At 60.9% G+C, this 13,290-nt stretch carries 9 protein-coding genes; 7 read left to right on the top strand and 2 right to left on the bottom strand.

Annotated features, from left to right (window positions below; all coding sequences use genetic code 11):
- Positions 1–396 precede the first annotated feature (396 nt).
- Entirely contained in the window at positions 397–2,478 is a 2,082-nt protein-coding gene (locus BFQ04_RS15335; RefSeq protein ID WP_065951552.1) for a TonB-dependent receptor family protein, read from the bottom strand.
- A 205-nt stretch (positions 2,479–2,683) separates the two neighbouring features.
- Between BFQ04_RS15335 and BFQ04_RS15330 the strand changes: the two genes are divergently transcribed.
- From BFQ04_RS15330 to BFQ04_RS15305, 6 genes are all read left to right on the top strand, one after another.
- A complete protein-coding gene (locus BFQ04_RS15330; RefSeq protein ID WP_083217993.1) occupies positions 2,684–3,019 on the top strand; it encodes a YceK/YidQ family lipoprotein in 336 nt (111 codons plus the stop codon).
- 132 nt (positions 3,020–3,151) lie between these two features.
- Positions 3,152–4,909, top strand: a complete 1,758-nt coding sequence (locus BFQ04_RS15325) for a carbamoyltransferase family protein (protein ID WP_065951550.1) — start codon at positions 3,152–3,154, stop codon at positions 4,907–4,909.
- Complete coding sequence (locus BFQ04_RS15320) at positions 4,910–5,806, top strand: antimicrobial resistance protein Mig-14 (RefSeq protein WP_065951549.1); 897 nt, start codon at positions 4,910–4,912, stop codon at positions 5,804–5,806.
- A complete protein-coding gene (locus BFQ04_RS15315; RefSeq protein WP_065951548.1) occupies positions 5,803–7,203 on the top strand; it encodes a PIG-L deacetylase family protein in 1,401 nt (466 codons plus the stop codon). Before BFQ04_RS15320 ends, BFQ04_RS15315 begins: the two co-directional genes overlap by 4 nt.
- Positions 7,204–7,257: 54 nt before the next feature.
- On the top strand, positions 7,258–8,406 hold the full coding sequence (locus BFQ04_RS15310) for a glycosyltransferase family 4 protein (protein WP_065951547.1): 1,149 nt from the start codon (positions 7,258–7,260) through the stop codon (positions 8,404–8,406).
- Positions 8,403–9,284: a glycosyltransferase gene (locus BFQ04_RS15305; protein WP_065951546.1), complete on the top strand. Its 882-nt coding sequence runs from the start codon at positions 8,403–8,405 to the stop codon at positions 9,282–9,284. Before BFQ04_RS15310 ends, BFQ04_RS15305 begins: the two co-directional genes overlap by 4 nt.
- Before the next feature lie 54 nt (positions 9,285–9,338).
- Here BFQ04_RS15305 and BFQ04_RS15300 read toward each other — a convergent pair whose 3' ends face one another.
- Positions 9,339–11,195, bottom strand: a complete 1,857-nt coding sequence (locus BFQ04_RS15300) for a bifunctional O-antigen ligase/aminoglycoside phosphotransferase family protein (protein ID WP_065951545.1) — start codon at positions 11,193–11,195, stop codon at positions 9,339–9,341.
- Between the two features lie 158 nt (positions 11,196–11,353).
- On the opposite strand from BFQ04_RS15300, the gene msbA reads away from it, so the two are divergent.
- Entirely contained in the window at positions 11,354–13,159 is a 1,806-nt protein-coding gene (msbA, locus tag BFQ04_RS15295; protein WP_065951544.1) for a lipid A export permease/ATP-binding protein MsbA, read from the top strand.
- Positions 13,160–13,290 lie beyond the last annotated feature (131 nt).

The raw sequence follows: 13,290 nt of genomic DNA, 5'->3' as shown, positions 1-13,290 counted from the left end.
CCTCCCACACTGGCTGTGTTCACAGCTTCAGATATGTAAATACCGTCAAATGTGGGAGGGGGCTTGCCCCCGATGCGGTGTGTCAGTGTATGCATGTGTAACTGACCCGCCGCTATCGGGGGCAAGCCCCCTCCCACACTGGCTGTGTTCACAGCTTCAGATGTGTAAATACAGTCAAATCTGGAAGGGGGCTTGCCCCCGATGCGGTGTGTCAGTGTATGCATGTGTAACTGACCCACTGCTATCGGGAGCAAGCCCCCTCCCACACTGGCTGCGTTCACAGCTTCAGATATGTAAATACCGTCAAATGTGGGAGGGGGCTTGCCCCCGATGCGGTGTGTCAGTGGATGCATGTGTAACTGACCCGCCGCTATCGGGAGCAAGCTCCCTCCCACATTAGAATTGGTATTCAGCCCCAGCCCCCGCATACCAGGAGCGCCCCGGCGCCGCTTCGTAATAGCGACCATTACCGTCCCCCACAATCACCGACCCCACGTACTGACGATCCAGCAGGTTATCCAGGCGCAAGGTCTGGTGAAACGTCCAGTGCTCCACTTTCTGCTCAAACCGCGCACGCCAGTTGAATACGCTGTAGCCCGGTGCGGCGTGTTGGCGGTTGGTGTCTTCAACGTAGACTTTGCTGCGGTACATGCCTTCGATGGCGGTACTGACCCAGTCCCGCGGTTTCCAGTTCAGTTCGGTGAACAGTGTGGTTTGCGGAACGCCGGGCAGGTAGTTGCCTTTGTCGATGGTATTAGCGCCGCTGGCGAAGTCGCTGTCGTAGGTCGCTTGCAGGCGGGTGTAGGCGAGGTTGGCGCTCCAATGCTCGCTGAGTTGGCTCTCGACCCCAAGTTCGAAGCCACGGCGCAGCGTGCGCCCGGCATTCTGGTAGCTGGTGCGCCCGCCGATGGATTGCTGCACGACCAGTTCGTCTTCAGTGGTGATCTGAAAAAGCGCAGCGTTGACGCGGGTGTTGTTCAGTTGTGCCTTCACACCGATTTCATATTGCGTGCTTTCAGACGGCTTCAAGCCAAAGTTGAAACCCTCCACGTTACCCGGCGCATAGGCCAGCTCGGCCTGGGTGGGCGTTTCGAAGCCTTTGCCGGCACTGACGTAACCGTGCAGGTCGGGCGTGAAGGCGTACATCACGCTCATCGACGGCGTGTTCTTCTGGTAGGTCTTGTTGCCGCTGGCGTCGCCGTTGCCGAGGAATTGATCGTCCACCTCCAGCTCCATGGTGCTGTGGCGAATGCCGGCTTGCAGGGTCCAGCGGTCCAGGGCCCAGTTGGCCTGGAGGTAAGGATCGAGGCTGCGCGCGGTGTCGATTTCATCGCGGCGGAGCTGGCCTTTCACGCCCAGGGTGGCGCCGCTGTAGTTCTGGTAGCCGTGGCGGCTGTCTTCGCTCTGGTCGAAGTCCAGGCCCGCGATGATCGTCAACTCCCCCGGTGCGCTCTCGATGGGTTGCATCCAGCGCGCGCTGCCACCGTAGAACGTGCGGTCAAATTGCACCACGCCACCGCCGCGCTCGTTGGCGGGTGTGCCCCTGGGGATCGACAGGTACTGAATCACACTCCGTCGCCCCGTATACGCATTCACCTGCAGCGTCGCAGCACCGATGTAGCGCTCGTAGTTCATGCCCAGTTGCTGATGATCGATACTTTTACGCGTGTTATAGGTCAATGCATTGGCGCTCACCGAACGCGGGTCAGCTTTGTACGCTGCCCAGGTCTGCCCCAGCGGGTCCTGCGTACCGTTCTGTTCCAGGCTGCTATAGATCAACGCCAGCTTGCTGTCGTCATCCGGCTGGAAGTTGAACTTGGCGAACGTCTGGTCACGGCGCGCGCTGCTGTGGTCGCGGTAGCCATTGGTGTCCATGCGCGAGGCGTCGAGCACGAAGCCTGCACCCTCGGCTGCGCCTTCGGCGGTGAGGTGGTTTTTGTTCAGTCCATCGCTGCCCACCAGGGTTTCGGCGCCGATGCGTGGCGGGCCTTCGCCGTCGCGGGAGAACATCTGGATCACCCCGCCGGCGTTGCTGCCATACAGCGTCGCTGCCGGGCCGCGCAGGACTTCGAGGCGTTCAGCGGTGTCGAGATTGAACGTTGCCGCCTGGCCCTGGCCATCCGGGGTGCTGGCGGGGATGCCGTCGGCAACCAGCTTGATGCCGCGCACCCCGAACGCCGAGCGGGCGCCGAAGCCACGGGAAGAAATCTGCAGGTCCTGCGCATAGTTCTGGCGGTTCTGCACCACCAGGCCAGGGACGCGGGACAGGGCTTCGGAGGCGTTGATGCCCAGTTGGCCGTCGCTGATCTGTTCGCGGTTGATAGCGTCCACCGAGTACGGCAGGTCGAAGGTCGGGCTGGCGCTGCGCGAGCCGGTGACCACGCTGGGGTCAAGCATCAACGGCGTTTCTTCGGCCTGGACGGTGGAGCACAGGCCCAGCAGGAGCAGGGCGAGGCGGGAGGGAGCGGGTAGGGTCATGAAGAGGCCGAGTCCGTGGCGCAACGCATGTTGAGTGGCGTAGGCGCAAATGTCGCAAGTTTAACGATTCCCCTCGATTTTGCCGAACCCGATTGCCGTTGGGCTGAACAGGAAGTTTCCCACGCAAAGCGACGGCGCCAGGCGGCTGGACCGTTAGAGGGGCGATGCTAGATTTTCGACCTCATTCCTGAAAAAAGAGCTGGGTATGTGCACAACACCTATGAAGTTGCTGGTGCTGGCGTGGATTGCGTCAATGATGGTTGGCTGCGGGACCGTCACCACTGTGATGCGTGAAGATGCCGTCACCGTTCGCGCGCTCAAGGCGGATAAAACCTATTGCCAGTCCGTGCCGCGTATCTACAGTGGGGTGACGTATAACCTGTGTGTCCTGCATGGGCCGCCGAATGCGGGGAGCAGCCTGGCGGTCAATAGCGTCCCCTGGACATTCATTGATGTGCCGCTCTCCGGTGTCATGGACACGCTTTTCCTGCCCTATACGCTCTACCGGCAAAGCGTCGATGGCAGCATCGAGATTCGCTAGCCCTTGCCGCTAACAGCTTCCTGCTGCTTTTAAGTTATAATCCCGCCCTTTAGCTGTTTCTCGCCCGGGCGGGAGGCACACTTTTTTCAGGCGCAATGCGCCTGCATGCAGACTAAAAGAGGCTAGACCCCAGTGGCATTGACGATTCTTGGCCTGTCCGGCGCCCTTAGCCATGATCCTTCCGCGGCCCTGTATATCGACGGCAAGCTGATTGCGGCCGCCGAAGAAGAGCGCTTTGTACGCGACAAACATGCAAAGAACCGCATGCCCTACGAATCGGCGAAGTTCTGCCTGGAACAGGCCGGTATCAAGCCTTGCGACGTTGATGTGGTGGCGATCCCGTTCGCCCCGATCAGCCTGTTCGGCGAGGCACGCTGGCACTATGCCAAACGCTACTGGTACGCCCCGGACCGCGCACTCGACGCGATCCTGATGGGCAACCGTCGCTACAAGCGCTACCGCAACAAGATCGTCTGGTGCCTGGAGCAACTGGGCTTCGATCCGAAGAAGATCAAGATCGAACCGGTCGAACACCACCTGGCCCACGCTTCCAGTGCCTATCACTGCTCGGGCTTCCAGGAGAAAACCGCGATCCTGGGCATCGACGGCAAGGGTGAGTACGCCACCACGTTCTTCGGCTATGGCGAAAACGGCAAGATCCACAAGATCAAGGAATTCTACGATCCGGACTCCCTGGGCGGCCTGTATGGCGCAATTACCGAGTTCCTCGGTTTCGAGATGCTCGACGGTGAGTTCAAGGTCATGGGCATGGCGCCGTATGGCGATGCCAGCAAGTACGATTTCTCGCGCCTTGCCTCCTTCGAGAATGGCGAGCTGGTGATCAACACCGACTACGCCAACGTCATCGGCCTGCGCCGTTATAAGGAGAAGGGCAAGGGCTTCTACTTCTCGCCAAAACTGATCGAGTGGCTGGGGCCCAAGCGCGAAGGCGACATTGCCGACGAGCCGTACATCCACTACGCGGCCAGCATGCAGGCACTGTTCGAGAAACTGGCCTTGCAGATGATCGACCACTACCTGGGCGACATCCTCAAGGACACCGGCAAGCTGGCCTTTGCCGGCGGCTGCGCGCTGAACGTCAAGCTGAACCAGAAGATCATTGCCCGTGACGACGTCAAGGAGCTGTTCGTGCAACCGGCGTCCGGCGATGCCGGCACTGCCGTGGGTGCGGCCGCCTATGTCTCCCACGCTCGTGGTGTGCCGGTGGAGAAGATGGAACACGTCTACCTCGGCCCGTCCTACAGCAACGAAGACGTGATCGCCGCCTGCGCCAAACATGAAAGCAAGCCGAACTGGCGCAAGATCGAAAACATGCCCAAGCGCATCGCCAAGATCATGGTCGACGGCAACCCGGTGGCCTGGTTCCAGGGCCGCATGGAGTTTGGCCCGCGTGCCCTGGGCGGTCGTTCGATCATCGGTTGCCCGAGCGCCACCGGCGTGGCCGACCGTATCAACCACCAGATCAAGTTCCGCGAGCGCTGGAGGCCTTTCTGCCCGTCGATGCTCGACACCGTGGCCCCGCAAATGATCAAGGTCGACCATCCGGCGCCGTTCATGACCTTCACCTTTGAAGTGTCGGAAGAGTGGAAGACCCGCGTCCCGGAAGTGGTGCACGAAGACGGCACCTCCCGTGCCCAGGTACTCAAGCGCGAGTACAACCCGCGCTACTACGACATGATGAAAGAGCTGGAAGTACTGACCGGCAACGGCGTGTCCCTGAACACCTCGCTCAACCGTCGTGGCGAAGCGATGATCTGCTCGCCGACTGACGCGCTGAACATGTTCTTCGGCTCCGACCTGCAGTACCTGATCATGGAAGACATCCTGGTGGTCAAGGATGGTGTGGACCCTTATGACGCTGTGGTTTAAATGCTGAACCGCTTCCAGGGTTGGCGTGAACGTGGCTGGACGCCTGTCGACGCCGAAGTTTATGCCCAGGCCTGGCAGCGTTACGGCGGCAGCGTGGCGACCCATCCCCAGGTGATCGAACGCCTGGCGGGGTTGGCGCAGATTTCGGTGCGTTACCTGGGCTGGGAGCAGGGCGGTGAACTCAAGGGCGCGATAGCCACCTGGGGACGCGACCTGGCCCTGTCCAAGGACGTACTCAAGCGCACCGGCAAGAAGGGCCTGTTTGACCTGGGCAATGCCGAGATCATCCTGCCGATAGCCGCCGATGCGCAGGTGCCGCTGCGTCACCGTGGCCGTTATTTGTCGGCGCTGAACCAAGGGCGCGTGAGTACCCTCAAGCCCCAGGCCGAGCAATTGGCCATGGCGCGTACTCCCGAAGACCTGTCGAAAAAGTTTCGCTACAACCAGCGCCGTGAATTGCGTTTGCTGGAAGAAGCAGGCGGCGTGGCGCGCCCGGTCAGCGAGTTTTCCGGCGCGCAGCTGGCGGCGATTTATTGCGATCTGTTCCAGCGTCGCTGGGGCTTTCCTGCCACCGGTGCCGAGCGTCTGGCCGAGGTGCTGGAATTGCTCAAGGCGTTCCTGATCGGTTCGGTGCTGTTTCTCAATGACGCGCCGATCGCCGTGCAAGTGGTGTATCGCGTTCAAGCGCCCGAATGGATAAGCGTTGAGTACGTCAACGGTGGCGTCGACCCTGAGACCCGTGCGTTCAGCCCGGGGAGTGTGCTGAGTTTCCTCAATACACAAAGTGCCTGGGAGCATGCGCGCGCGCAGGATTTGCCGCTGCGCTTCTCTTTCGGGCGTGCCGACCGTGAATATAAAGAGCGCTGGTGCAACCCGGTGCCGGTGTTCAGCGTATGAGCCGCAAACAGCAATTGCTCAAGCGCCATCGGCGCAACAAGCGCATCGCGCTGCTGATCGGCTTGCTGGTACTGATCGTGACGGGCGTGCTGGTGGCCTGGTGGCTGCCGCTGATCCTTGCGCTGCTGCTGTGGGTGGCTCACGAAGCCTGGTTTGCCGATCATCTGTTTTATTCGCCCAGGGACGACTATCAGTACCGCTTCGCCCCGGGCGGCCAGCAGGTTGGCCTGCGCCTGGATAACGGGCGGTGGGTGCCGGATACGCCGTTGGAACTGGCAGGTGACGAGACGCTGATCCTTCAAGTGCAGCTCAAGAGCGGTTGGCTCGGGCGTTTCCTTGACCCGGCGGTCGAGCTGCCGGGGGATCGTCAGGCGTTTGAGCGCGGTGTGGCGGGCAAGCGGTACCTCAATCTGACCGGTTCTGCTGCAACGCTGGCGGCTGGCGAGTTGACGTTGCGCGGCCGATTCTGCCGCGTGGTCGGCCAGCCGAAGCTGTGGATTTTCCGTCAGCCGGATCACGCCCGTCAGCGGGTGATGGTGATCGCCCCTCACGCCGACGACGCCGAACTGGCTGCCTTTGGCCTGTACGCCCAGGCGGATGAGGCCTGGATCGTGACCCTCACCGCAGGTGAAATCGAAGCCGAGCATTATCAGCAGATGGGCCTGACGCAGGTCGATGCCGCTCGACTCAAAGGGCGCCTGCGGGCCTGGGACAGCATTTGCGTGCCGCGCTGGGCCGGTGTTCCCGAGGCACAGTGCGTGCAACTGGGTTACTTCTGCCTGCAGCTGCCGGCCATGCACGCCGCGCCGGATCAGCCCCAGGCGTCCCGCGAAGCGCAATTGGACGATACGCGGCTGTTTCGCCGGTTCAACAGCCTGGCGCTGCCCGGCGATCGGGACGGTGCTCCGACGTGGGTCAACCTGGTTGCCGATCTACGTGCAGTGCTGCTCAAGGCGCGGCCCGAGGTGATCGTGTTGCCGACACCGCTCCTTGACCCTCACCCGGATCATATCTGCGCCTACAACGCCGTTATCGAAGCGTTGCAAGGGCTCGAGTGGCAACCCAACACATTGCTCGGCTATGCCAACCACCTGCATGATAACGACCGCTGGCCCATGGGCGATTCGGGCGCCGGCGTGGCGTTGCCGCCGCAGTTCGATGCCGGCCAGGTGTTTGAACCGTATTGCCGTGTGTTGAGCGTCAGCCAGCAGCAGGACAAGGCCATGGCGCTGGGGATGATGCATGACCTGCAACCCCGGCCGCCTTTCAAGCGTCGCATGCGCCGTCTGCTGCAACAATTGCTGGCGGGTCGTTGTCCATCGCCTTACGGCGAGAATGAGTTTTTTCGCAAGGCCGTGCGCCGTCACGAACTGCTTTGGGTGCTCAAGCAGGACTGAAGTTGATTTTTACGTCGGGCTGCGCGCAGTAGCCTGGTTGCCTCATGGAGCAATATGAAGCCTCGTTTCAAGGTTTTGCAGTTACAGCCGGACTACAACGTCAAACTCCATGATTTTGCTGACCTCGGTGAGCAGATCGTCAAGTCGTTGCCGGTTGAACGGTTCGAGGTCACATCGGCCTTCCTCAGTGGGCGCCCTCAGCCCGGCCAGCCGCTGAGCGTGGCCGACCATTCCAAATATTTCGAATTCCCCGAGAAAGCCCTGAAGGGCATTCGTCTTGGGGCAATGTGGGAAATCTACAAGTATTGCCGCGAGCAGAAGTTCGACGTGGTCATCTGTAACCGCTTCAAGTCGGTGAACATGATGCTGGCGCTCAACCGCTGGTTGAAGATTCCTCTGTGCATCGGCATCTCCCACGGTTTCGGCGAGTATGAGCGGGCCTATCGTCGGCGCCAGATGCGCCGCATGGTCAGTCCGGCCTGGCGGTTTGTCGGGGTTTCGGCGGCGGTGAGGGATTATCTGGTGGGCCTGAACTGTGGCTTTACCCACGAGAACACCACCTTCGTCACCAACGCTATCGACATCCCCCAGGCCGAGGCCTTGCAGTTGCCGCGCGAGCAAGCGCGGCAGGCCCTTGGCCTGCCTCTGAACGCCCGGATGATTGGTGCCCTGGGGCGCCTGGTCCCGATCAAGGGGCACACGCACCTGTTGCAGGCGTTTGCCCGGCTCAAGGACAAATATCCTCAGGCTCAGGTGGGTATCATCGGTTCCGGTCGTGCCGAAGCTGACCTGCGAGCGGACATCGAGCGTCTTGGGCTCGTGGGCCGTGCGCATTTGCTGGGCTTTCGTGAGGACGGTCTGCAGTACGTACGCGCTTTCGACATCTGGACCATGCCGTCCCTGCTTGAAGGCCTGGGCCTGGCGCTGCTGGAAGGCATGAGCGGGCGCCTGCCGGTGATCGCCTCCAACGGGCCGGCCATGTTGCCGCTGGTGGAAGGGGCGGGCGGCTTGTCCCATGAGCCCGGCAACGTGGATCAATTGGCCGCGGCGCTCGACACTTACCTGGCCATGAGTGATGAACAGTTACGCGCCAAGGGTGAGCAGGTGTTCCGTTATCTGGAGGCAAACCACGCCTTGGCTGAGTTCCAGGGCAAGTACCTGGATTTGATCGAAACCGGTTTGAAAGAAGCAGGTAGAGCATGACAGCGCAACAACCGTTGGTCTCGGTGATTATCGCGTCCTACAACCACGCTCGGTACATCGAGCAGAGCATCCTGAGTGTGCTCGGCCAGACTTACCCGAATATCGAACTGCTGGTGATCGACGATGGCTCCAAGGATGACAGCGTCGAATGCATCCGGCGGCTGCAGGCTGAGCACGGGTTTGATTTCCAGGTGCAACAGAACCAGGGGCTGACCGCCACACTGAACAACGCGCTTGCCCGCGCCAAAGGCAGCCTGATCGCGCCATTCGGCTCAGACGACATTATGCTGCCCGACCGTATCGCGACCCAGGTGGCCTATATGGAAGGCAAGCCGAGGGTGGGGATCTGCGCCGGCAACATCGAGCTGATCGACGGTGATGGCAACCTGCATCCGGAGAAAAAACAACGCCGTGATGTGCCGTTTCGCAGTCTCGACTTCGACGACATGTTCATGGACCGCAAGCCGTTTCCACCCGCGCCAACAATGTTGATCCGCCGGCAAGCGCTGGAGGAAGTCGGTGGTTTCGATCCGCTGATTCCTCTGGAAGACCTGCTGATTCAATTGAAGATAACCGCGGCGGGCTACACCATCGATGCGCTTGACGTAGTCATGGCGCAATACCGGCAGCACGCCAGCAATACCTACAAAAACCACCGCTACATGATCCAGAACATCCTCAAGACCTACGCCAAGTTCAGCGACCACCCGGCCTACGATGCGGTGCGCTATAACTTCCTGAACTCGATGTTCCTCAAGACCGCCGACCGTGACCGGCCATTGGCGCGGGAGATTCTCAAGCAGATCCCGCTGCAATTCTGGGGGCGCAAGACCTTGCGTGGGTTGGTGCGGCTGTATCTGACGCCGTTGAAAGGCTGAAGGCCAAGGATGTAAAAAAGGCGACCATCACAGCAGTGATAGTCGCCTTTTTTATCAGCTGGCCGGGCGGGCCAGGCTGTGTACCTGTTCGCGGAGTTTCGCCGTGGCCGTTGGGCTGGCAACCGTCGCATAGCCTTTTACCAGGTGTTCGAAGTGCGTTTCGAACAGCCAGTTGCGGTCCTGCGGATAGCGCTGCATGTGACGCAAATTACGCTGGCGCAAGGCGTAGCGCAGGGGCGAGGGATAGATGCGCAGGTCAGCGACATCAATCAGGCCGAACTCGCCGTCGTCCATCAGCAACACGTTGCCCAGGTGCAGCGAGCGGAAGTACACACCGCGTTCGTGCAATTGCGCCATGAACCGGCCGAAACGCTCGACCAGCGATTCGCGCAGGCTGCTGTCCAGGCTTTGCAGGGCCTGGCGCAGGGTCAGGCCCGGCAAGGGTGTATAGGCCACGGCACCGCTGGCGTCGGGCAAGTGGTAGAGACCGAGGATGTGTGGGGTGGGAATGCCCAGCGTGCGCAATTGTTCGCTGTTGCTGGCAAAACGCTCGGAGTACGGGTTGAAGCTGCCGGAGGTGTACCAACGGCGCGGGCGGAACAGCTTGAGGAAGCTGCCGTCTTCCAGGCGCAGGACTTTTGGCCCCAGGCCATCGGCTTCAATCACCTGGGCATTGCTGCTCAGCCGGTCAAACGCCGGGCCCTTGATCGATTGCACCGGTATGCGCAGCAGGCTGCGGTGGCGCTGGGCGATACTCAGGCCGGTAATGATCGCCAGCGGGATCCACAGCAGGAACCAATGCTCCTTGGGTCGCGACAGGATGCCACCGCCTTCAGTCAGGCCCGCACCGATGCCGTAGACCAGCAGGGACGATGCCAGGATGAACAGCGGTTGTGCGCGTCGTTGCATGCTCTTGTACAGGGCATAGCCGAGCATGAAGATCCAGGGGATGAAGCCGATGATGCCGACGTAATACAGCACGCCAAGGGCAAAGCTATGGGGCTCGCGCAGCTGGTAGCCGTTGTCGAATGTCAGGTACAGTTCGGAGTCGTAGCTATGGCCGATCCACGGGTGGTCGGCGATGAGCTTCAACGACATTTTCCACAGCTCGACACGCAACGAGTTGCCACGGTCCGTGATCAGTTCCGGATACAAAAGCAGCAGTCCGGCGCTGGCCAGCACCATTGCACCGAGCAGCAGCGCCGAGCGGCGGTTGCGACTGACCAGGGCCATCCACACGATCACCATCATCAGTGCCACCAACGGCGTGCGAGAGCCCGTCGCCAACACCGTGACGCCCATGATCGCCAGTGCCGGGACGCTGAACCACAACACGTTCAGGCGCTGGGTCGTCAGGCAGATAAACAGCCAGTACACCGTGAAAAAGCCGAACAGGTGGGAGCTGAGCAATGGGTTATCGAGGGCGCCCAGGCCGCCGATCATGCGCATGCCAGGTTCGTACGCCTTCGCGAAGGCCACCAGGTTGCCCAGGCACACCACCAGCGCAATCACTGCGGCACCGAAGAAGATCGGCTTGAACAACTCATTGCGGTAGTGCAACAGCAGCCCACAGCCGCCAAACAGCATGAAGGTGTTCAGCGGACGTTTGAACAGATCGGTGTCGGCGCTGGGCTCAGGGCTCCAGAGCAGGCTGGTCAGCGCCCAGGCGGAGAACGCCAGGAACGCCAGGGCGATCGGTTCGCGCAAGAGATCCTTGAGTTCCCTGGGGCGCATGCACAACAGGAACAAGGTGGGCACGCTGAACAGGAGGTAGACAATCCGGTGCAGTACATTGCGGTTGCCGACGAAGAACAGTGCACTCAAGAGCAACAGCAAGCCAACAGGCAAAATCCACAGGACCAGGAAGTCAAAAACGCGATTCGAGCCATAGATAAGGCGCTTGGAGTGCATACGATAGAGCCATTCCAGAAAGAGAAAGCCGACCATCTTAAGGTAGTGGCTATGTAATGTCGTCCGCGTGATCCCACCGGGCCGCGGCGTACGCCGGGTGCAAGTACAACAGAGAAGCTGTGCTAAAGTCAGCCTCCTTTTTCAAAACGCCGCGTGATATGACCGACTCCAGTCCGAGCGCAAGCCCTTCGAGCTTGAAAATATACTTCCGCCTGCTCAGTTACGTTAAGCCTTATATGGGCTTGTTCGCGCTGAGTATCCTTGGATTTCTGATTTTCGCGTCGACCCAACCGATGCTGGGTTACATCCTCAAGTACTTCGTCGACGGCCTTTCCAACCCGGAGGCCGTGCTGTTTCCGACCGTGCCGTTCCTGCGCGACCTGCAATTGCTGCAGGCAGTGCCGCTGCTGATCATTCTGATCGCGGCCTGGCAGGGCCTGGGCTCATTCCTGGGCAACTACCTGTTGGCCAAGGTCTCCCTGGGCCTGGTCCACGATTTGCGGGTGCAGCTGTTCAACAACCTGCTGACGCTGCCTAACCGTTACTTCGACAACCATAATTCCGGGCACCTGATTTCCCGCATCACCTTCAACGTGACCATGGTCACGGGGGCGGCGACCGATGCCATCAAGGTGGTGATCCGCGAAGGCATGACGGTGATCTTCCTGTTTGCCTCGCTGCTGTTCATGAACTGGCGCCTGACGCTGGTCATGATTGCCATCCTGCCGTTGATTGCCGTCATGGTCAGCACGGCCAGCAAGAAATTCCGCAAGCAGAGCAAGAAGATCCAGGTGGCCATGGGGGACGTGACCCACGTCGCCTCGGAAACCATCCAGGGTTACCGCGTGGTGCGTAGCTTCGGTGGCGAGGTCTATGAAGAGAAGCGTTTCCTCAAGGCCAGCCAGAGCAATACCAACAAGCAACTGCGCATGACCCGCACCGGGGCGATCTACACCCCGGCGCTGCAGCTGGTGATCTACTCCGCGATGGCGGTGCTGATGTTCCTGGTGCTTTACCTGCGCGGCGATGCGTCGGCCGGTGACATGGTGGCCTATATTACCCTGGCCGGGCTGTTGCCCAAGCCGATCCGCCAACTGTCGGAAGTCAGCTCGACCATTCAGAAAGGCGTGGCCGGTGCCGAAAGCATTTTCGAACAGCTGGACGAAGAGGTGGAGGTCGACCACGGCACCCTCGAACGCGACAAGGTCAGCGGTCGCCTGGAAGTGCGCAACCTGAACTTCACCTACCCCGGTACCGAACGCCATGTGCTCAAGGACATCAGCTTTACCGCCGAACCCGGGCAGATGATCGCCCTGGTGGGGCGTTCGGGCAGTGGCAAGTCGACCCTGGCCAGCCTGATCCCGCGGTTCTATCACCATGAAAGCGGTGAAATCCTGCTTGATGGTATCGAGATCGAGGACTACAAGCTGCTCAACCTGCGCAAGCACATTGCCCAGGTCACCCAGCACGTGACCCTTTTCAGCGACACCGTGACCAACAATATCGCCTATGGCGACCTGGCCGGCGCGCCACGCGAAGACGTTGAAGCGGCGGCGGCGGATGCCAACGCCAAGGACTTCATCGACCAGTTGCCCAAGGGCTTCGATACCCAGGTCGGCGAGAACGGCGTGCTGTTGTCCGGTGGCCAGCGTCAGCGCCTGGCGATTGCCCGTGCCCTGCTCAAGAACGCGCCGTTGTTGATTCTCGACGAGGCCACCTCGGCGCTCGACACCGAGTCCGAGCGGCATATCCAGGCCGCGCTGGACAAGGTCATGCAGGGCCGTACCACACTGGTGATCGCACACCGCCTGTCCACCATCGAGAAGGCCGACCTGATTCTGGTGATGGACGACGGGCGCATCGTCGAGCGCGGCACCCACGGCGAACTGTTGGCGCAGAACGGCTACTACGCGCGACTGCATGCCATGGGCCTGGATGCGCCGGTAGCGGCCGACATCACCTGATCCAACGGGCGCCACGCCTCGAATGTGGGAGGGGGCTTGCCCCCGATAGCGGTGGGTCAGTCAGCATTTCTGCAAGCTGACACTGCGCTATCGGGAGCAAGCCCCCTCCCACATTTGCCCTGTGGTGGGCG

It is taken from the genome of Pseudomonas sp. 37 R 15, assembly GCF_900004865.1.
GTDB classification, from domain to species: Bacteria; Pseudomonadota; Gammaproteobacteria; order Pseudomonadales; family Pseudomonadaceae; genus Aquipseudomonas; species Aquipseudomonas fluorescens_AM.
This window is presented reverse-complemented; position numbering and strand designations above follow the sequence as displayed.